The organism is Agrobacterium sp. ST15.16.024, assembly GCF_027956545.1.
Lineage (GTDB): Bacteria > Pseudomonadota > Alphaproteobacteria > Rhizobiales > Rhizobiaceae > Agrobacterium > Agrobacterium cucumeris.
Map to the genome: position 1 here is coordinate 39,124 of NZ_JAQKGO010000002.1, position 20,269 is coordinate 59,392.

A 20,269-nucleotide genomic window follows, 5' to 3' on the forward strand; every position below is an offset into this window, starting at 1 on the left:
TGCCATGGCAAAAATGATGCTGAATATGGAACGAGCGGAACTCATCTGCGATGTGATCGGCACTCTTGCGGAATCACCCGTATGGGACGAACGGCGGCAGGCGCTTTTCTGGTGCGACATCATGGAAAAGAAGCTTCATTCCATCGTGCCCTCCAGCGGCAAACACTGGACATGTGCACTTCCGGATACGGTCTCCTGTCTCGGCCTTTGTGAAAGCGGCAAGCTGATCGTTGCCTGCGGCATGCAGATTCTGCTGGTGGATCCCGAAAACGACACGATAGAGACACTTGCCACCATTCCCGCACCCGACGACCTGCCCTGCCGGCTGAATGACGGGCGGGTTGGTCCCGATGGTGCCTTCTGGGTTGGCACGATGGACGCCGGTGCCTTCAGCGATATTCGGCCGATGGGGCAATTATGGCGGGTCACGGCGACAGACATTCGCTGTACCGAAACGGGGCTGACCTGTCCCAACGGCCTTGCGTTTTCCGCCGATGGCACGGTGATGTGGCACAGCGATTCCGTGCAGCGCTGGATCCGCCGACGGCATTTCGACCGGCGGACCGGTCTCTTCGACGAAGGCCGGATCATCGCCAGGCCGACAAAGGAAGACGGGCGCCCGGACGGCGGTTGCGTGGATGGCGACGGCCGCTATTGGAGCGCCGGCGTTTCCGCTGGCGTGCTGAACATTCACGGCAATGACGGCACGCTGCTGGAAAAAATCCCGATGCCGGTGCCGCACCCCACAATGTCCTGTTTCGGCGGCCCGGATTTCCGGACACTTTTCGTCACCTCACACCGCAACAACATGGACGAAGAGACCCGCACGCGCTTTCCGCGGTCGGGCGGCGTATGGGCCATTCCGGCCAATGCTGAGGGTTTTCCGGCCTTCCGCTTTGCGGATGGAGCTTGAGCCGGCCGCTGCCTTTCCGAAAACCTAATCCTCCCGGAAGGCGCGGCTGATCTGGTCCGTCAGCGGTTTGGCGATATAGGAGAGCGCCGTGCGCTCGCTGGTCTGGATGAAAGCCTCTGCCGGCATGCCCGGCACCAGCGGCGCGTTGTTCAGCTTTTCCCGCTCTGTGACCGGCACGGAAATCCGCGCCAGATAATAGGAGAGACCGGTGCGCTGATCGGTGGTGATATCCGCCGCGATGCGGCTGATATGGCCTTCCAGTTCCGGCGTGACGCGCTGGTTGAAGGCGGTCATGCGCAGCATGGCCTTTTGCCCCACCTGCAACTGGTCGATATCTTTCGGCACGATCTGCACCTCGAGCGCCAGCTCGTCTCCGTCGGGTACAATAAGCATGATCGGGTCTGCCGGCGTTACCACCCCGCCGACGGTGTGTACGGCCATTTCATGCACCATGCCGGATTGCGGCGCGATGATATCGATGCGTTTCAATTCATCTTCGGCGGCGACCTTGCGCTCGACAAATTCGCCCATCTGGGCCTGTATCTCACGCAGCTCCCGCCCGACTTCGGTGCGCAATTCCTGGTCGATCTGCAGAATTTGCAGCTTCGTTTCGGTAATCCGACCCGCCGTCTGCGCCTGATAGGCAATTTTTTCGCCGCGCTCGCCGCCAAATGTCGCGGCCTGCGTCTGAAGGCTGTTCAGCCGCTGCACGGACACGACGCCCTGTTCCCGCAGGGATTTCTGCGAGGTGATTTCAGCCTGTAAAACCGCAAGGCCGTTATCATAGGCAACTTCCTGCGCCTTCAAGCCTTCGATTTCATGCTCGAACTGGGTAATTCGTTCGGAAAGCTGCGCTTTTCGACCCTCACGATAGGACTTGCGGAACTCAAACAGCTTGGTTTCGCTGCGCATGGAGGAAGCGACATCGGGATCGTCCCTGCGTACCACCAGAGCCTGCGGAAAGACTAGTTCAGGCATATCGTCCCGCTCGGCTTCCAGCCTCGCCATACGCGCATTCAGCTCATCCAGCCGTTTGGTGACGATGGCGAGATTGGCGCGGGTCTGGGTCGCATCGAGACGCATGACGACATCTCCGGCCTTCACCCTATCGCCTTCATTCACCAGAATTTCGCCAACGACGCCACCGCTCGGGTGCTGCACTTTCTTGCTGTAGGAATCCACCACCAGATGACCGGAGGCGACGACGGCACCGGCAAGATTGGTCGTCGCAGCCCAGCCGCCGACACCCGCCAGCAACGCAACACCTGCAGCAAGGCCGGCGAGCAGATGTGTGCGGATGGAGCGCGACACATGGGTGCGCTGATCAATGTTTGACATCCGCATCTCCTTCCTGGCTGTTCTCTTCCCGAGCATCGTCCAGCGCCACTGGCTGGGCCTGAGCATTGGCCACGACACGCAACGGCGAGATCGTCTGGGCGGATGCGGCATATCCCTTGGGAGCCTGCCCTTTTTGAGCCTGCCCCTGGGGAACACGCAGCACCTTCGAGAGCACCTCGTCGCGCGGGCCGAAAGCCTTCATCCGGCCCTCTTCCATCATCAGAATGAAATCAACGACGCCGATAGCGCTCGGCCGATGGGCGACAACGACGGCGATACCGTTGCGCGCCTTGACCGACGCAATCGCCTTGACCACGGCGGCTTCACCTTCCGCATCGAGATTGGCGTTCGGCTCGTCCAGCACCACGATGAAGGGATCGCCGTAAAGCGCGCGGGCAAGCCCGATACGCTGGCGCTGCCCGGCCGAAAGCGCGGAGCCTGCCTCGCCGATATCGCTGTCATAGCCCTTTTCGAAACGCAGGATCAGTTCATGCGCTCCGGCAGCTTTTGCCGCAGCGATAATCGCCTCGGGATCGGGATTATCCTCGAAACGGGAGATATTTTCGCCGATCGTACCGTCGAACAGCTCCACGCCCTGCGGCAGATAGCCGATGTGGCGACCAAGGGCCTCGCGATCCCATTGATCGAAGCTCGCGCCATCCAGCCGCACCTTGCCGGCTGCCGGCATCCAGGCGCCGGTGAGAATACGCGACAGGGTGGATTTGCCGGAGCCGGAGGGGCCGATTACCCCAAGCGCATTTCCGGCAGTGATGACAAAACCAAGGCCGGTGACAGTAGGCTTTCTCTCGCCCGGCGGGACAATGGTGGCGTTCTCTACCCGCAGTTCCTTTTCAGGTTTCGGCAGCGCCATGGCCGTGGCATTGGCCGGCATCTGCGCGAATAGCTCCCTCAGTCGCGCCCAGCTCTGCCGAGCGGCCACGAAGGACTTCCAGTTGGAAATGGCAAGATCGACGGGCGCCAATGCCCGGCCCATCATGATCGAGCTGGCAATCATCACGCCGCCCGAAGCCTCCTGGTTGATGACGAGCCACGCGCCGACCGCAAGAATGGCCGATTGCAGCACGACCCGCAGCGATTTCGCGATATTGCCAAGACCGCCGGCCACATCGCCCGCCTTGCGATTGGCGGCTAGATAGGCCTCGTTGGAGTTTTGCCAGCGTTTGCCGAGCCGGCCGGAAAGCCCCATGGCCTGAACAACCTCGGCATTGCGGCGCGAGGCCTCCAGCTGCCGATTGCGGGCCATGTTTTCGACCATCGTGTCGCGGATCGGTTTCTGGGAAAATATGTTGGTCAGAATCGTCAGCGATATGAGCAGAATGGCGCCGGCAAGGGCCGTCACGCCGATCCAGAAATGAAACAGAAAACATATGCCGAGATAAAGCGGCATCCACGGCAGATCGAAAAAGGCGGTCGGCCCGGTGCCGGAAAGGAAGCCGCGCACATTGTCGAGATCGCGCAGCGGCTGTAACCCGTCGCCCGGCATGCGGTTGACGAGCGGCAGGCGCACGACGGCATCATGCACCCTGCCTGAATGGCGCATGTCGAAATCTTCGCCGATACGGATCAGAACACGGGCGCGGATGATATCAAGCAGGCACTGAAAACCGTAAAGGCCAAGCGCCAGAAGGGCGAGCCCGACCAGTGTCGGCAGGCTGCCGCTGGCCAGCACCCGGTCATAGACCTGCAGCATGAAGAGCGGCGAGGTGAGCGCCAGTATGTTGACCACGCCGCTGACGAGCGCGACACCGAGAAACGTACTTTTAAGGGGCGAAACAACCGCCGCAGTGAGGGACTGCGGCGGTGTCTGCTGGTGGTTTTGAAAGCCCACAGCCTGTTTTTCCTTTACGCGGCAAGCGCCGATGCGCTGGCGAAAATGAAGTCCGATGCGTCGAGTACGCTGGAATCTACACCATTAAGAGTGATGGAAACGGACGTGTCCGTTGCCGAAAGGATAACGGCATTTCCGTTATCATTATACCACAACAAATCGCCCACCGAAGTTGCGCCCCAAGCGGAAACGTCGAGCGTATCCGTGCCATCCTGATACCCGTAGGTTCCCGTAGGGCCAGCCGTTACAACGTCGTTGCCGCCGGAGAATACAAACGTGTCCGCGCCAGCAAAGCCCGTCAGGGTGTTCGAAGCGCCCGTATCCTCGATCACCGTGCCGGTGGCCGCGAAGTAGTCATAAAAGCCGGCCAGCGAGCCGAAACGGGCAAGCTGATAAACAGCGAGATCGAGCAGATCGCGCGCGCCGGCAAGCGAGTAAGCGCTGTCGGGATCGATCAGCAGTTCCTGCTGGCTGACGGCGATGCCGCTGGTGGACTGGCTGTAGCCAGTGCCAAGAACGATGCTGTCGACCGAACCCGTCAGGTTGCCCTGGGAGTATTGCAGAGCGCCGCTCATGACGATGCCCTTGCCGCCGGTGCTGCCATCACCCCACGCCTCATAGGTCGTGTTGGGATTGATGGTGGTCGTGGCGAGAGAGCTGGTCTGAGCGTCATAGAACGCACCATAGGTCGAACCGAAACCGCTCGTCCAACCGTTCAGATAACCGATCAGGTTGGAGGAAGACTGGGTCAGTTGAATTGTGGTAGCCATAGGTGTACTCCTTTGCTGGCCAATACAGATACCTTGGTCATGTGACGAAGGCGTTTCATCTCCGGGAAGGACTGCAACTCCGGCCCGGAGAATTTCTTTCGCTCCTCAGAATTTCACGTTCATCGTCGCGATAAAGGTGCGGCCCGGTGCCGTGTAGGCACTTGCTGCCGGGATATATTTGCGGTCCGTCAGATTGTTGACGGCGAAACGAAGCGTCGCCTTGTCGTTGAAGGCGTAGGAGCCATAAAGGTCCACCGTCGTATAGGGATCAGTCACCTCGCGCAGATTGCCCTCCGTATCCAGCGACCGGGATTGCGTCGGTGTAACGTGGTTGAGCCTTGCTCCCAGCGAGAATTTTTCATCGAAGAAACGCATGCCGCCATCAAGCGTCAGCTTCACCTTGGGCGCGACATCACCCGGCCAGGCGACGATCTCGCCCGTCGTCGAGGTCGTGCCGTTGGAGAAGACCTGCGTTTTATCCGGCCAGTCTGTCTTCAGCAGCGTCGCCGAACCGCCGAGCCAGAAGCTGCGGGCATCGTAATTGCCCTCGAATTCAAGCCCGCGCATGTAGGTCGTGCCGTCCAGATTGACGAAGCTGGTATAGGTGCGATCTGTGACCTGATCCGTGACGAGATAACCGAGAGCGATGTAGTCCTTCACCTCACGGCGAAAAGCGGCCATTTTGATGCGCACGGAGTCATGCTCCAGCAGCACGCCGTCGAAGCTCATATTCGCGCCGATTTCGTATGTCGTTGCTTTTTCTGCCCGCAGGGAGGTGTTCGGAGCATATTCGTAGCCGGGGCTGTCACCCGGGCGCGCGCCAGCGAACAGGGCCTCGAGGATTGTCGGCGGGCGCAGGCTTTGCGAATAGCTGGCATAAGGGCGGAACCAGTCGACTGGTTTCAGTTCGATCGTGGCGGAAGGGAGAAAGGCGCCATATGTACGATCGATATCGACATTGTGCTCCGGGTATTCGGTGACGGGTATCGGCGGCGTAATTGTCCCGGTTCCCGGCATGCAACCAGCCGAAGCGTTTGGCCAGGCACGCGCGAGATAAAGTGCGTAACGTGCTGCCCAGCCCGGATTCGCCGGAAGAAAAACCTGATTGAAATAGTCTAGGGGCGTATAATGATTACGCACGGGATCGCACGCAACAGATGTGTCGATAAGATAGCTGCGGGTGCTGTAGTAAGTCGCTGACCCTTTCAGACGCGACCAATCATAACGCATACCACCGCTGAGCGTGATCCAATCCGTCGGCTCCAGTTCCCCGTTTAAAAACACGCTGGCGACATCACGCCGTCCGGCAGGGCTGAAAGACGTGTAGCTGCTAGCATAGGAGGGATTCTCGGCGATTTTGGCGCTCGTCGCAACGGACGTCGCGATGTCCCGGAAGGCTTCGGCTCCGTAATTCAAGCTGAGCGGACCCGCCATGGTGTCGAAGCGACTGGTATTTTCCAGGCTGCCGCCGAAACTGCGCAGGCCCATATCGAGGTTCGTCTCTACGGCATAGGTACGCGCCGCACGCAGTTCATGCGTCATATTATCATTCAGCCATAGCGACGATTTGAAGTCGATGAGTTCGCTTCCGGGGTCCCAGTCCAGCTTGGCGACGACGCTGTCATTGCGCACGCTTTCGCGGTCGATCACGGTGGATGCGCCCTGAACGAAATCGTTCTCCTGATGCATCCACGAAAGCGACGCCTGCGCGTCACCAAAGTCGCCTTCGCCCTTGAAAAACGTCGACCAGCCGTCCCGGCCAAGCAGATCTTTCATCGCAAGCGCGGTGCTTCGGGACTCGCCCTTCGTTCCGATCTTGTATTCATCCATAATCGTGCGGCTATAGCCGGCAACGAAGGAAAGAGGGCCATCCGGCTCTCGAACGGCAGCCAGAACCGAGCCTTGAAGGTCGTAACCATTGGTGCCGCGGGATATATTCACTTCGCCGCCCTTGTTTTCGCCCTCCGCGATCAGATCGGCGGCGCTGACGGTGCGGAACTCGACCTTGCCACCCAGAGAGCCGGCATTACCAGACGTCGCATTGGTTATTTTCTCGATCTCGACAGCGCGGATAAAGGCGACATCGACGTAACTCTGCCCGGCGCTTGCGGTGTAACTGGAGTTGCCGCCGAAAGCGGCACCACGCTGCGCATTCTGCCGCGCTCCATCGATGGAGACGACCACACGGCCGCTCTCCTGCAAACCGCGCACATTGGGCGAAACTGTCGGGAAGCTGCCGTTGCCTTCACCGGCATAAACACCGGACACGCGGTTGAAAACATCGCGCGTATTGCGCACGCCGGCGGATTGGATCGCCTCGCGGCTGACGATACTGATGCTGGCAGGGGTTTCATAAACCCAGTCCGGCGTCCCCTGATAACCGGTGCCGGCAATGGAATTGCGCCCGGTTTTACCGGTGACGGTGATTGCTTCCAGAGCGGTAGTGCCTTCGGCCCCGGAAAGATCGGCCGCCGCCTGCCCCGTGCCGATGACAACAGCTCTGCCATTTCCGGCGATGCGGAAATTGACGCCGGTGCCGGCCAGCAGCCGTGACAGTGCCTCCCGCACCGTGAAACTGCCGGTGACGGCATTGGTGCGCACATTGCCGGCAGATGGCGTGGCAAGCGTGACCTGAAGGCCGGATTGCCGCCCGAAAGCACCGACGACCGACGATAGTGACTGGGCGGGAATATTGAATGGCCGCGTTGCGCCCTGCTCACCACCGGCGCGCTGACCATTTGCGGTATTCGTTGCGGTCTGCGCAAAAGCCGGCATCGAAATTGACACGGCGACCACTGTCGTGGCCAGCAGGGCGGCCCTGCGCGCCCGCTGCCCCGCTTTTTTCTGTGAACCGGTCGTACGTATCTGGAGGCGCATGCTGGCTTTGTCTTCCTGTCTTTCACTCCGGACATATGTTGACCGGATTACTCAACAAAAAGACGATTGCCTCGGCAATTTTTTTCAGGCTTTCGGAAGAAATTTTATAAATTACTGAAAATAAATACGTTTTTGTTTCAGAAGGTTTCAGAAGCGGGTGATGATGCGGGCGCTATCGCCAATCGCGTGAACTTTACCCTTATAGGGCTCCACCAAAGCTTCCAGCGCGCGGTCAGGGTCGCGTAGATCGTAAAAACCCGTCACCCGCTGCCCGGCAAGCGTCTTGTCGGCCATTGTCAGCCACGCCGGATGGTAACGCTGGATCTGTTCCACCACAGAACCGATCGTCGCGTCCACAACGTAGAGCTCGCCGTTGCGCCAGCCGCCAATATCCTCGACGGAAATATTTTCTTTCCGGATCGCACCTGAAGCGTCGACAATCAGCATCTCGCCCGGCACAAGCCGGGTTGGCGGTGCGTTGCGGAAGGAGGCCTCCACGGAACCATGGGCAAGCGCGACTTGCGTTACACCATCCGTGAGGTCAACGTCGAAAGCCGTGCCCAGCACCTGAACGGTGACGTTTTGCGCCTCCACGGTGAAGGGGCGTGTGGTATCCGGTACGACATCGAAGAAGGCTTCGCCCTTCAGCACTTTCACAGTGCGGCGGCCATTGGTGAAATCCGTGGAAAGCGCGCTCGCCGCCGCAAGCTGTACCCTGCTGCCATCATCGAGGGTTATCGTGCGGCTTTCAGCGGTGGTAGTCTGATAATCGGCCTTGATACGGACGAGAGATGCCGGGACGAACAGCACGGCAAGACAGAGAGCGGCCGCCGCCGCCATCGCCGCACCAGCATAATGCCGCCCGGACCAACGTCGCCGCGATATCGGTTTCACAGCCTTTTCCGGCAAATGCGGCGCGTCTTCCCAGAGGTTCTTGAATTCCGGCTCTACCAGACCAAGGTTGCGCCACGTCCTGCAGGTCCGCTCCCAGGCAAGACGGTTTGCCGCAGACGCTGCCAGCCATCGGTCGAATTCAGCCTTCAGCCGCGGTTCCACTGCGCCTGCCTGGAGGCGGAGCAGCCACTCGGCCGCTTCTTCCGCCTTCCCGTCCGGTAATTCTATTTTGTTATCTGGATCAATGGTCATTGAACCCGGCCAGTTCCTTTGGGCAGGCGGAGGTGCCGCCTCGTCTTCCGCGTTGTTATAAAGACGTTTGAGAGAGCGATTTTTTTCACGGGATGCGACAAGCAGGGCAATTTTACTTCATTTCTTTGGTAATCGCGGCAATGCTGCCCTTGATCAGACGGTGAGCGCTGGCCACGGACACCCCGAGGTGACGCGCGATCTCTTCCATATTGTAACCACCGAATCTGTGCATTTCCAATGCCACGCGTGCCTGAACCGGCAGGGAGGCCAAAATCGTCTGCATCTGCCGAACTTCATCGCAGAACAGCGCATGCTCCTCCGGCGTACCATGATCCTGCGGCATCCCCCAGAACGGCGTGTCATCCGGCCGCTCCCGCAGGTCCTGCCGGCTGCGCCGGCGATTATCAAGGGCAAGGTTGCGAACGATCCGGAAGAGATAGGATTTGAGGTTGGAGGGATTGCCGGAGGCTTCCGGAACGAATTTCAGGAATGCTTCCTGAACAACGTCTTCCGCATCCGCCCGGGACCCCAGAATGAGGGTGGCGTATTTGATCAGGTCGACCCTATGCGCGACGTAAGCGTTATAACGCTTGTCATCTTCCCGTATGCCCATGTCTCAACCGAGAGAAATTTCAAGGATCAACGAAACTGCAAGCCGCCGATTGGCAGCGCAGATTTCCGGTAAAGACCTCTAGCACCCAAACCGTCAGCCGAACAGATATTTCATGACAATTATCATCAAGAATCACAGTTTTTGTCGCAATGTTGATCGGAGTGCTTTGAATTCTAACCCGATTGCATCCACGCCTGGCCCGGTCAGAATGAGATCGAGGCGGTCAGCCAGAAGTTTCGGGATAAGGCGGATCGATTTGCCTTTCACGAGTTGGGTCAGGGTTTCCGGTGAAGGCTCGCGAAAATCCTGAAGCCATTGAGGACGAGGCCCGCCGCCGCACTGTCTATGGCAGGAAGTCGCAGAACTTGAGTGGGCAGCGCGTTGCAAGATCGGACGACGCACCGCCATTTCGTTTAGTTATTCTAAACAAAAACGCATGGCCGACGGGATTGTTTCTGCCTATGCCCACGCAAATACTCAGTTTTGTCAGAGGGATAAATCGAGGTCCGGCGTGGGACGATAGATTGGTCGTGGCCAATCAGCAAACACAGTCTTAAGGGGCTCGCGCCTCCCGCCAAAACCTTGGGCCTTCTGAAGATTGAATCCAGCCGTTGTCGATCGGTCTCGTGGGCAGTCCCCAGGGTGACGCCTGCGGATCGCCGACACGGCAATCATGAGGACAAGCACATTATGGCGAATACCCTAGATACGCGCTTTCGGCCGTTCAAGGTAAAGATGAAAAAGCAAGAGAGCACCACGATCTCGTCTTTTTACCTCGCACCCGTCAACCCCGAGGATTGGCGTCCTTTCGAAGCGGGCCAGTTTCTCACGATCCAGATACCCAATCCCGAAGGTGGGAAACCGCTTATCCGGAACTACACCGTGTCGTCGGGACCGGGTGACGTCGGGATTTATCGCATCACCGTCAAACGGGAGGCGGCACTGACGCCGGATATGGCCGATGGTATCGCGTCGTGCTGGCTGCATGACACGGTCGAAGAAGGCATGGTGGTGCATATCGACAGGCCACGCGGCGCCTTCAAGCTCGACAGGGCCAGTCAGCGGCCGGTCATTCTGCTATCCGGTGGCGTCGGGCTGACACCGACCGTTTCGATGTTGAAGGTACTGGTTGCGGAAAGCGACCGACCCGTCTGGTTCGTGCATGCCTGCGACGGGGCCGCCACCCACGCGTTACGCGATGAAATACGGGCGCTCGCCGAACAGCGCGACAATGTTCATGTGCACACCTGTTATCGCTTTGCGACCGATGAAGACGCGAAAGCGGGGCTGTTCCATTCCACCGGCTTCATCACACGTCAGACCTTGCAGTCTTTTCTGCCGCTGGACGACTACGAGGTCTATATGTGCGGCCCGCCGCCTTTCATGCAGGCGATGTATGATCTGCTTCTTTCCCTCGGGTTGGAAAAGAGCAGGATCGCCTATGAGTTCTTCGGACCCGCATCGCTGCTTTCACCAGCGCCGCCGAAGACGGATGCAAATCCCAGCCCAAATAGCGCTGCCGCTCTGCAAGCGGCCAAAAGCACCGGCATCGAGATCGTCCTTGGAAAGTCAAATGCCAGGTTCGAGTGGGATGCAGCCTCGGAATCCATCCTGAGTTTTCTGGAAAATCGGGGTGTCGAACCTGCATTTTCATGCAGGGCTGGCGTTTGTGGAAGCTGCGTTCAGGGCCTCGTTTCCGGCGACGTGGAATATGTGGAAGAGCCGCTGGATGACGTGCCGGCCGGCCAGGTTCTCCTCTGTTGTACCAAACCCGTCAATTCGGTCGTGCTCGACCTCTGAAAGCCAGTTTCCAGCATCCATCCAAAATCAGCGAGACAAGCCATGGTCGAACCACTCAGACTCAATCCGTACGTTGCGGAACTCCCGCCCTATAATGCCGGGATGAACATTGCGGTGGCGCGCAGCAAGACGGGCTTGACCGATATTGCAGCGCTTGCCAGCAACGAGAACCCCTATGGCTGTTCGCCAAAGGTGGCCGCGGCGCTGGCCGACCTTGATCCATCCCGTTATGCGGACCCCACCTGTGTGATCCTGCGGGACGCGCTGAGTAAAAAGCTTGGTGTTGACGGCGACCGAATTGTCATCGGAAACGGCTCCGAAGAGATGATCGCTGCGGTTTGCCGCGCCGTTCTGCGCCCGTTTGCCACTGTGGTGGCAATGACGCCAGGTTTCGGTCTCCATGAAATCGAGCCCAGAGCAAACGGAGCGCAAATCGTCAGGATACCGATGACGAAAGACCTGCGGTTCGATCTTGAGGCAATGACGATTGCCCTGCGAGACAAACCGTCAATATTCTTCATCTCTTCGCCTTCAAACCCGGTCGGGCCCGCGCTGGAGCGGGATCAGCTCTCACGCCTCATCGCGGCTGTTCCGAAGAAGACATTGCTTGTTTTTGATGAGGCGTATTTCGAATTCTGTGACGAAAATACGCCCGACGGGCTCGAGCTCCTGGCGAAGAGCGCGATTTCCTATGTCGTGCTGCGAACATTCTCCAAGGCCTACGGGCTGGCTGGATTGCGCGTGGGTTATGCCGTTGCCTCCGATGCGCGGCTGGCGCAGGCCATGTCATCGGCAAAAACACCGTTCAACGTTAATGCAGCCGCACAATTGGCGGCGGTTGCCGCCCTTGAAGACGAGGGCTGGATGCGCGGTTCGGTGGCGAAGGTTATTGGGGAACGCAGACGCATGGCTGAGGCAATGACATCGCTTGGCCTGTTCGTTCCGCAATCCCGGACCAATTTTCTGTTCATCGACATCGGCTGCGACAGCGCGATCGCTTTCGATCATTTTCTGTCGCATGGCGTTATCATCAAGCCCTGGAAAGAACCGGGATTTACAAGCTTTATCCGTGTGACCGTTGGACTGCCTGCGCAAAACGATCGTTTTCTCGAAGCATTGCGCTTGCTGAAAGAAAAGCTGCTTGAGGCGGACGTCCCGTCATGACCGAGCAAAATGCCCATACGACAGGGGATTTGCCCGTGGCCTTCCTCAGGGATATTGAAACGACCATCGGCCTTTCCCACCTGAAACAGGGGGATGCCATCGCCAATCTCGATTATGGCATAACCCCCGCAAATTTCGGCGCGGACGCCGTGGCTTTCCCGTCATCGACACAGGAGGTTGCCTCCATCATCAGAAGCGCCGCTGCGCATGGCGTTCCCGTTGTGCCGCAGGGCGGTCGAACCGGGCTTGTCGGCGGCGGTGTTTCCAGTCCCGGTCAGATCGTCGTATCCACCACCCGGCTCAATCGGATCGTTGAAATTTATCCCGATGAGCGGGTTGCTGTGGTTGAGGCGGGCGTGACGCTACAGGCATTGCAGGCGGCCGCGTCGGAATATCAGCTTGAGCCGGGCATCGACCTGCCGTCGCGTGGTTCCGCCACGATCGGTGGCATGGTTTCGACAAATGCCGGCGGGATTTCGGCTTTTCGTTATGGGGTGATGCGCCATCGCGTCCTCGGCCTGGAGGTTGTCCTGCCGGATGGCTCGATTTATTCAGACCTGACACGGGTGGTAAAAAACGCTGCAGGCTACGATCTCAAGCATCTCTTCATCGGGGCTGAGGGAACGCTTGGCATCGTCACCAGGGCGGCGATCAAGCTGGAACCCGTTCCCGCAGCGACCGCCACGGCGCTTTTCGGGCTCCCCTCGGTGGAAGCGGCTCTTCAGGCGACCAAACTCGGGCTCAGAATCGAGTACGGCCATATGCGTGCGGCGGAAGCCATCTGGAACTCGTTTTTTTCCCTGACATCGGGCGAGCATCTCTGGTCAGCGACCGACTATTGCCCCGACTATCCCGTCAATCTCATCATGGCACTTGGCGGAGGGGACGAGGAACAGCTGCAGACGCAGCTTGGCCGGATATATGAAGAATTGTATGAGGCCTATCCCGAGATGTCTGCCGTCGTTGCAACATCGCAGGCGCAGGAAGCGGAGTTGTGGCGTCTCAGGGAAGATACGGACCTCATCTATCGCAGATATCCGGCCGCGCCGTCTTTTGACGTCTCCGTCCCACTGTCGTGCATCGAAGCTTATGTGACCCGTTGCATACCGGAACTTCAGTCAATCGATCCAACCTTCGATCCCTACCTTTTCGGGCATATTGCCGACGGCAATCTTCATATCGTCCTGAACGCGGCAGGTGCGGATCTGACGCCTGAAAAGGCCGCCGCCGTCGAAGCTGTTCTCTACCGTGACCTGACGCAATCGGGAGGCTCGTTCTCGGCAGAGCACGGCATCGGCTCCAAACGCGTTCATGCGCTGCGTGCGACAGCCGACCCCGTAAAATTTGCCCTGATGACCCGGATCAAGGCCGCCATGGACGCAGGACACACCCTGAACCCCGGCAAGGTCACCGGCTGACATGGCAACGCCGCGCTTTCTGGAAGCGCGGCGCCGAGAGATGTGGACCGATTGCGTGTCAGTTCGCCAGAACGCCGTTCTTTTTGGCCGTCCAGGTCGCTATATAGTCCATCAGGGCGGGAGACAGGCAGTCGTAGGGTTCAAGGCCGCTATCCTTCAGCTTGGCCCGTACTCCGGACATCTTGTCTGGTGAAAAACCCGCCTCGATGATGGATGATACGAAGGCAGCAAAGCCCGGCGCTGCCCAACCTTTTTCCTCGAACCGCTCAGGGTGAATGAATGCCAGTCCCTTGAAGGGGTTATCACGCTCCACGGGGCCGTACATGTGGACGCCGCATTGAGTGCAGGCATGCCGCTGGATCAGCGCGGATGGATCGACAACAGCCAGTTTGTCGCCGTGTTCCAAAACTTCCACACTCTCGGTCGGCGCAACCGCGACTACGGAGAACAGCGATCCCTCCGGTTTCCAGCATTTGGTGCAGCCACAGGCGTGGTTGTGGGCAATGTCTCCTTTAACCCGGAGTTTGACCGGCCGGGATGTACATGCACACACCAGTGTTCCGCCTGAGAAGGCTGTATCGGTTGCCCGATAGCCCGAGTCGACGGTCGGATGAATGGCAATCATCGTCATGATAAGGTTCCTCCCTTTTTCGCCGCCGCGGAGTGCGCCGGCTATCTTGCATGGGGCATCACGCCTAGTAGACCACGACGCCGCGTATGCTCTCACCCTTGTGCATCAGGTCGAAGCCCCTGTTGATGTCTTCGAGCGGCATGGTGTGTGTGATCATCGGATCGATCTGGATCTTGCCTTCCATGTACCAGTCGACGATCTTCGGCACGTCCGTGCGGCCGCGCGCGCCGCCAAAGGCGGTGCCCATCCAGTTGCGGCCGGTGACCAGCTGGAACGGGCGGGTCGAGATTTCCTGGCCGGCGCCGGCAACGCCGATGATGACCGACTTGCCCCAGCCGCGATGCGAGGCCTCCAGCGCCTGACGCATGACCTTCGTGTTGCCGGTGCAGTCGAAGGTGTAGTCAGCGCCGCCGATCAGGTCGCCATTGCGCTTCGTCATGTTGACGAGATAGGGCACGATGTCGTCACCGACATCCTTCGGATTGACGAAGTGGGTCATGCCGAACTTCTCGCCCCAGGCCTTGCGGTCGTTATTGATATCGACGCCGATGATCATGTCGGCGCCGGCAAGGCGCAGGCCCTGCAGCACGTTAAGGCCGATGCCGCCGAGACCGAAGACGATCGCTGTGGAACCAATCTCGACCTTGGCGGTGTTGATGACCGCACCGATGCCGGTGGTGACGCCGCAGCCGATGTAACAGACCTTGTCGAACGGCGCGTCGGGATTGATCTTGGCGAGCGCGATTTCCGGCAGAACGGTGTAGTTCGAGAAGGTCGAGCAACCCATGTAGTGGTGGATCTTGTCCTTGCCGATCGAAAAGCGCGAGGTACCGTCCGGCATCACACCCTGACCCTGGGTGGCGCGGATGGAGGTGCACAGATTGGTCTTGCGCGAGGTGCAGGAATAACACTCACGGCATTCCGGCGTGTAGAGCGGAATGACATGGTCACCCTTCTTGACCGAGGTGACGCCGGGGCCGACATCAACGACGATACCGGCCCCTTCATGGCCGAGGATGGCCGGAAACAGACCTTCCGGATCGGCACCGGAAAGCGTGAAATCATCGGTGTGGCAGATGCCGGTCGCCTTGACCTCAACAAGCACTTCGCCGGCGCGCGGACCTTCCAGCTGAACGGTCATGACCTCAAGCGGTTTTCCTGCCTGAATGGCAACAGCGGCGCGTACGTCCATCTCAATTTCCTTTTCATGTTTGTTCGAGGTTCGGCAATCAGGCGACAGGGTTCGCCTGGCAATTCTGGCGAAACACCATGGTCAGCTTATCGGCAATCAGACGATGCATGCCGTTGTCTCTCCGGCATCATATACTCTCAGCGCGCCGCATGCCGCATCATATGTCGCTCGGCCACGCGGATGAGCATCACAAGGGTGAGATTGATGACGAGGTAGATCGCGCCAGCCAGGGCGAAGACCTCAAAAATCGCGAATGTCTGGCTCATCAGACGTTTTGCATATCCGGTGATTTCAAGAACCGTGATTGTCGAGGCAAGGCTCGTCCCCTTGACGACGAGGATAAGCTCATTGCCGTAAGCTGGCAGCGCCTGACGAATGGCGAGCGGGAGTTCGATCCGGCGGAAGCGCAGAAATGGCGACATTCCGGTGGCTTTGGCCGCTTCCTTGAGACCCACGGGAACGGAGAGCAACCCGCCACGCAGAATTTCGGATGTGTAGGCCGCCGTGTTCAGAGCCATGGCCATGACCGCACAGCGCGTGCCGTCACTGACGATCCACCAGGTGATCGCATTGTTTTTGATGAAGCCGAGCTGGCCGAGCCCGTAATAAAACAGGAACAGCTGCACCAGAAGCGGCGTCCCACGAAAAACCATGCTGTAATATTTCGCAAACCCCGAAACGAAGCGGTTTTCGGACAGTCTCATCAAGGCAAGGCCAAGACCGAGGTTGAAACCGATCGCGACGGATATCACGGTTATCGCCGCCGTTGTCGAAAGACCTCTTAAAAGGAACGGCAACGATGTTTCCCAAAATTCGATATCCATCGCGTTATGTCCTTGCCCTAAGTCTCACCATACGCTCCACCCTGTCAAAGCCGGCCTGGCTGATCAGGGTGATCGCGAAGTACACGGAAGCTGCGATAAGGAAAAAAATCAGCGGATTGCGCGTGCTGCCGGCACCAACGGAGGCGGTACGCATCAATTCCTGCAACCCAACGACCGAGACCAGCGCCGTGTCCTTGATGGTTGTTTGCCAGACATTATTCATGCCGGGGATGGCGATGCGCAGCATTTGCGGCAGGATGATGCGCCTGAAGATGCGGCGCCCGGGAATTCCCAAGGCCCGCGCCGCCTCGATATGTCCTGCCGGGATGGAGGCCAGTGCGCCCCTGATGACCTCGGTCGAATAGGCGCCCGAGATCGTTCCGACGGCAACCACGGCGATGATGAAGGCGTATCCGCTGTCGGCAAGAGCCGCATATCCGAACGCCGTGGCAACCTGCGTGACGAATTCCACCGAGGAAAAGAACAGCAGATAGATGATCAGCAGTTCAGGCACGCCGCGCACGAGCGAAGTATAGGCGTCCACCACAAGCGTCAGCGGAAATATCCGCGCCCACTTGATAACCCCGCACAAGGTCCCGATCAGCGCACCGACAACGATGCTCACCGTGCCGACGGCAATGGTTATCGCCGCGCCCTGCAGAATGGCCCTTATCCACCCACCCTGCCAAACCAGCATCAGACTAGACTCCATGAGACCTGCCCCCAAATTTTGCCGGCTCTTCCAGCACCTTGCCGGCACCGGACATCTTCAGCATTTTCGACCGTGCAAACCCTTAGAGCTTGCGATGGAACGATCGCCCCGCACTCCGGTGGAGAGCGGGGCAGACACTTAGTTACAAGGGCGGGAGATATCCATTTTGAACCATTTCTGGCTCGACTTTCCAATCGATCCATCGGCAACGAGGTCGCAGAGGGCCTTGTCCATTTTTGCTTTCAGTTCCGTGTTATCTTTGGCGATGCCGACACCGATGCCTTCACCGAGGGTGGAATCGAATTTGCTCTGAACCTTTACGTCGACAAACTGAAAGTCCTTGCCTTCAGGTTTGGCCAGAAAATCCTGCAGCGCGGAGGCATCGGCAAATGCCGCCTCGATGCGGCCGCTTGCGAGATCGATCTGCATGTTGTCGAGCGTGTCGTAGGTCTTGAGATTGGCTCCAGGGATCCGCTTTTCGACGAAGTGGGCGTGTGTCGTGCCAGTCTGAACCCCGATGGTTTTCCCATCGAGGCCCTTCAGCAAGGCGTCGATATCCTTGATGCCGGCGAGATCCGAGGTCTTGGGGACCAGAAACATGTTCGCCAGCTCGGCATAGCCGACCGAAAAATTGATTTCCTTTTTCCGATCCTGGGTAATCGACATCCCGGAAATGATGATGTCGAAGCGTTTCGCCTTGAGGGCCGGTATCAGCCCATCGAAGGCCTGCACGACGAACCGACATTTCATGGCGAGTTTCGTGCATAGCAGATTGCCGACATCCGCATCAAAACCGGTCACCTTTCCGGCGGAATCGGCCATGCTCCACGGCGGATAGGCGCCTTCGGTGCCGATCGACAGTTCACCTTCCGCGGCGTTGGCCGTGCTGACGCCGGCAAGAAGCAGGGCAAGTGACAAGATTTTCAAATTCATAACGCGAGTTCCCCTATTGGTTATTTGTTGCGTTTTAGGTGCCGGACGCCGTCCGACAGAAAATCGGCGGCAGCTCATAAAGTCCGCGACAGGAACTGACGCAGTCGTTCCGATCGCGGATTGCTGAACAATTCCGCAGGCGTACTCTCTTCCTCCACCTTGCCTTGGTGCAGGAAGAGAATCTTGTGCGATACCTCGCGCGCAAACTGCATTTCATGCGTGACGAGGATCATGGTATTGCCCTCTTCCGCCAGCTGGCGGATCACCCGCAGGACGTCGCCCACGAGTTCCGGGTCGAGAGCCGACGTCGGCTCATCGCAGAGGATGACTTTCGGCCGCATGGCAAGCGTTCTGGCGATGGCGGCGCGCTGCTGCTGGCCGCCGGAGAGCTGTCCGGGAAACTGTGCATGTTTTTCCGAAAGCCCGACCTTCTTCAGCAACTGATGGGCGTGTTCGATCGCATCCTGACGACGTTCGCCCAGCACATGCACGGGCGCCTCGATGATGTTTTCAAGCACGGACATATGGGGCCAGAGATTGAAGTTCTGGAACACCATGCCGACGCGGGCGCGAATACGCTCGACCTGGCGCATGTCGGCGGGATGAGAGCGGCCGTTCCCTGCGCTCTTCATCCGTATTTCCTCACCATCGATGACGATCGTGCCGCTGCTGGGCTGTTCGAGCAGGTTTATGCAGCGCAAAAACGTGCTCTTGCCGGAGCCGGACGATCCGATCATCGAGACGACTTCGCCGGGGTCGGCGCTCAGCCCGACACCTGACAGCACCTCGTGTGTGCCGAAACTTTTGTGCAGATCGCGAACTTCAACGGCTGGTCGGTCATGGCGCTTGATGTTGACCGGGATCGCCGGCGGCCAATTGACGACGGACGCAGGAGCGGCCGCTGTCGCGATTTCTCCCCCCCTATCCGGCGCGGCGACCGAGGCGAGCGCCGTCAGTGCGCGGTCGAAATATCGCAGGCTTGTCCCAAGACAGTTCTGCTGCCATTCGGGATCAACCGGAATGAAGGCTGTGCGCAGCGTCGTCTTGATTTTCCGGCCAAGCGGAGATTCGATATTTCCGAACAGATGCAGCCAGTTATCCGCCTGCACGGCATCCATCACAACAGGGCCTTCAAGGGTTCCGCATTCGATCACGAGCGGCAGCACGCGGCTGTTCGGCAAGGATTTGCGCACGGCTGTCGAGACATAACCCGTGGCGGTCGCGGCAATGCCGGTGTCTGTCGTTGCGCCTTTGCCGGTCATCACGACCGCCAGCGCATGCCCATAGGTTTTCCTGCCCCATTCCAGCCCGTCATGGTCCTCTTCGGCGACGCTGAGCAAAGCGGGATATCCGTAAGGTCCGGCACCGGTGTGTAGATCGAAGACGATGACATCGGATGCACCGCTGACGAAGGTATTCAAAACATCCCTGAGAGTGTGGTTCGACCACGTCGGACCGCTGCCGCCGTAAAACAGCCCGTCCGGACAGTCATATTGGCCTGCTTCAACGATTGCGGCGATGCCGGCATGACCACCGGCTGCGGCTTTGGCGTCTTTCAGTTTTTGATCGGCACGGTCACGATCAGGCCCATCCCACTCGGCGCAGACAAAGGCCTCGTGAAGCGTCGCATATCGCTCGTTTCGCGGAACGGCGGCTTCCCAGTCAATGAAATTGCGGTTGAGATCGACATTGTCTTCGTTGACCCGACGGCTCCATGCCGTTCCCCAGGGATTGATCAGGTGAATGATCACGACAGCCGTATCGGCGGCGAGGGGCAACGGATTGTTTGCAGAGAGCCATTCGGCCTGGCATGCCGATCCGAATTGCCCCTCCACCCCGTGGGTGCCGGACAGGATGACAAGCTTTTTCGATGCATTGCGTTCACCGAGATAAGCAACATCGGTAAAAAGCGGCTCGCCGCCGGGGCCATGCAATGGATGTTTGTATTCAAACAGGGCAGCGCCGGACCGGCGTGCCGCGGAGAGAAAACGCTGTCGCAGCACAGTATAGTCCACAGAATAAAGCTCAGGCTGCCTGATGTGGCGCATCAAGGATACTCCCGATTGATTGCAGAGGTCGGCTTTTGCCG

At 58.9% G+C, this 20,269-nt stretch carries 16 protein-coding genes and 1 pseudogene; 4 read left to right on the forward strand and 13 right to left on the reverse strand.

Annotated features, from left to right (window positions below; translation table 11 throughout):
• Positions 1–4 precede the first annotated feature (4 nt).
• Entirely contained in the window at positions 5–913 is a 909-nt protein-coding gene (locus PL640_RS08690; RefSeq protein WP_271361503.1) for an SMP-30/gluconolactonase/LRE family protein, read from the forward strand.
• Between the two features lie 24 nt (positions 914–937).
• Here the strand turns inward: PL640_RS08690 and PL640_RS08695 are convergent, their stop codons facing one another.
• From PL640_RS08695 to PL640_RS08725, 7 genes and pseudogenes are all read right to left on the reverse strand, one after another.
• Positions 938–2,251 (reverse strand): HlyD family type I secretion periplasmic adaptor subunit, encoded by a 1,314-nt coding sequence (locus tag PL640_RS08695; RefSeq protein WP_269699371.1) that lies wholly within the window; start codon positions 2,249–2,251, stop codon positions 938–940.
• A complete protein-coding gene (locus PL640_RS08700) occupies positions 2,238–4,100 on the reverse strand; it encodes a type I secretion system permease/ATPase (RefSeq protein ID WP_269699370.1) in 1,863 nt (620 codons plus the stop codon). The genes PL640_RS08695 and PL640_RS08700 overlap by 14 nt, the downstream gene beginning before the upstream one ends.
• Positions 4,101–4,114: 14 nt before the next feature.
• Positions 4,115–4,870: a hypothetical protein gene (locus PL640_RS08705; RefSeq protein WP_271361504.1), complete on the reverse strand. Its 756-nt coding sequence runs from the start codon at positions 4,868–4,870 to the stop codon at positions 4,115–4,117.
• Positions 4,871–4,975: 105 nt separating this feature from the next.
• On the reverse strand, positions 4,976–7,747 hold the full coding sequence (locus PL640_RS08710; RefSeq protein WP_271361505.1) for a TonB-dependent receptor: 2,772 nt from the start codon (positions 7,745–7,747) through the stop codon (positions 4,976–4,978).
• Positions 7,748–7,894: 147 nt separating this feature from the next.
• Positions 7,895–8,893, reverse strand: coding sequence for a FecR family protein (locus PL640_RS08715; protein WP_271361506.1), 999 nt, complete (start codon positions 8,891–8,893; stop codon positions 7,895–7,897).
• Positions 8,894–9,005: 112 nt separating this feature from the next.
• Positions 9,006–9,506, reverse strand: a complete 501-nt coding sequence (locus PL640_RS08720; protein WP_271361507.1) for an RNA polymerase sigma factor — start codon at positions 9,504–9,506, stop codon at positions 9,006–9,008.
• A 210-nt stretch (positions 9,507–9,716) separates the two neighbouring features.
• Positions 9,717–9,871, reverse strand: a pseudogene (locus PL640_RS08725) (LysR family transcriptional regulator); the annotation flags it as partial.
• A gap of 325 nt (positions 9,872–10,196) precedes the next feature.
• Here PL640_RS08725 and PL640_RS08730 point away from each other — a divergent pair.
• Genes PL640_RS08730 through PL640_RS08740 form a run of 3 tightly spaced genes read left to right on the forward strand, consistent with a single transcriptional unit; the run spans position 10,197 to position 13,888 of the window.
• Positions 10,197–11,306, forward strand: a complete 1,110-nt coding sequence (locus PL640_RS08730) for a 2Fe-2S iron-sulfur cluster-binding protein (protein WP_271361508.1) — start codon at positions 10,197–10,199, stop codon at positions 11,304–11,306.
• Between the two features lie 42 nt (positions 11,307–11,348).
• Positions 11,349–12,470, forward strand: a complete 1,122-nt coding sequence (gene hisC, locus PL640_RS08735; protein WP_271361509.1) for a histidinol-phosphate transaminase — start codon at positions 11,349–11,351, stop codon at positions 12,468–12,470.
• Entirely contained in the window at positions 12,467–13,888 is a 1,422-nt protein-coding gene (locus tag PL640_RS08740; RefSeq protein WP_271361510.1) for an FAD-binding oxidoreductase, read from the forward strand. The genes hisC and PL640_RS08740 overlap by 4 nt, the downstream gene beginning before the upstream one ends.
• A 58-nt stretch (positions 13,889–13,946) precedes the next feature.
• Here the strand turns inward: PL640_RS08740 and gfa are convergent, their stop codons facing one another.
• From gfa to PL640_RS08770, 6 genes are all read right to left on the reverse strand, one after another.
• Positions 13,947–14,519, reverse strand: a complete 573-nt coding sequence (gene gfa / locus PL640_RS08745; protein WP_271361511.1) for an S-(hydroxymethyl)glutathione synthase — start codon at positions 14,517–14,519, stop codon at positions 13,947–13,949.
• A gap of 64 nt (positions 14,520–14,583) precedes the next feature.
• Positions 14,584–15,711 carry an S-(hydroxymethyl)glutathione dehydrogenase/class III alcohol dehydrogenase gene (locus PL640_RS08750; protein ID WP_271361513.1) on the reverse strand — a complete coding sequence of 376 codons (1,128 nt, stop codon included), beginning with the start codon at positions 15,709–15,711 and terminating at the stop codon, positions 14,584–14,586.
• A gap of 137 nt (positions 15,712–15,848) precedes the next feature.
• Positions 15,849–16,535 carry an ABC transporter permease gene (locus PL640_RS08755; RefSeq protein WP_271361514.1) on the reverse strand — a complete coding sequence of 229 codons (687 nt, stop codon included), beginning with the start codon at positions 16,533–16,535 and terminating at the stop codon, positions 15,849–15,851.
• Between the two features lie 4 nt (positions 16,536–16,539).
• Positions 16,540–17,247 (reverse strand): ABC transporter permease, encoded by a 708-nt coding sequence (locus PL640_RS08760; RefSeq protein WP_269699359.1) that lies wholly within the window; start codon positions 17,245–17,247, stop codon positions 16,540–16,542.
• 138 nt (positions 17,248–17,385) lie between these two features.
• Complete coding sequence (locus tag PL640_RS08765; protein WP_271361515.1) at positions 17,386–18,180, reverse strand: transporter substrate-binding domain-containing protein; 795 nt, start codon at positions 18,178–18,180, stop codon at positions 17,386–17,388.
• A gap of 74 nt (positions 18,181–18,254) precedes the next feature.
• A complete protein-coding gene (locus PL640_RS08770; protein WP_271361516.1) occupies positions 18,255–20,228 on the reverse strand; it encodes a DUF2817 domain-containing protein in 1,974 nt (657 codons plus the stop codon).
• Positions 20,229–20,269: the final 41 nt, after the last annotated feature.

Coding starts and splice junctions, on each gene's coding strand:
- PL640_RS08690 (WP_271361503.1), top strand. CDS start 5: ATGGCAAAAATGATGCTGAATATGGAACGAGCGGAACTCATCTGCGAT.
- PL640_RS08695 (WP_269699371.1), bottom strand. CDS start 2,251: ATGTCAAACATTGATCAGCGCACCCATGTGTCGCGCTCCATCCGCACA.
- PL640_RS08705 (WP_271361504.1), bottom strand. CDS start 4,870: ATGGCTACCACAATTCAACTGACCCAGTCTTCCTCCAACCTGATCGGT.
- PL640_RS08710 (WP_271361505.1), bottom strand. CDS start 7,747: ATGCGCCTCCAGATACGTACGACCGGTTCACAGAAAAAAGCGGGGCAG.
- PL640_RS08715 (WP_271361506.1), bottom strand. CDS start 8,893: ATGACCATTGATCCAGATAACAAAATAGAATTACCGGACGGGAAGGCG.
- PL640_RS08720 (WP_271361507.1), bottom strand. CDS start 9,506: ATGGGCATACGGGAAGATGACAAGCGTTATAACGCTTACGTCGCGCAT.
- PL640_RS08730 (WP_271361508.1), top strand. CDS start 10,197: ATGGCGAATACCCTAGATACGCGCTTTCGGCCGTTCAAGGTAAAGATG.
- hisC (WP_271361509.1), top strand. CDS start 11,349: ATGGTCGAACCACTCAGACTCAATCCGTACGTTGCGGAACTCCCGCCC.
- PL640_RS08740 (WP_271361510.1), top strand. CDS start 12,467: ATGACCGAGCAAAATGCCCATACGACAGGGGATTTGCCCGTGGCCTTC.
- gfa (WP_271361511.1), bottom strand. CDS start 14,519: ATGACGATGATTGCCATTCATCCGACCGTCGACTCGGGCTATCGGGCA.
- PL640_RS08750 (WP_271361513.1), bottom strand. CDS start 15,711: ATGGACGTACGCGCCGCTGTTGCCATTCAGGCAGGAAAACCGCTTGAG.
- PL640_RS08755 (WP_271361514.1), bottom strand. CDS start 16,535: ATGGATATCGAATTTTGGGAAACATCGTTGCCGTTCCTTTTAAGAGGT.
- PL640_RS08760 (WP_269699359.1), bottom strand. CDS start 17,247: ATGGAGTCTAGTCTGATGCTGGTTTGGCAGGGTGGGTGGATAAGGGCC.
- PL640_RS08765 (WP_271361515.1), bottom strand. CDS start 18,180: ATGAATTTGAAAATCTTGTCACTTGCCCTGCTTCTTGCCGGCGTCAGC.
- PL640_RS08770 (WP_271361516.1), bottom strand. CDS start 20,228: ATGCGCCACATCAGGCAGCCTGAGCTTTATTCTGTGGACTATACTGTG.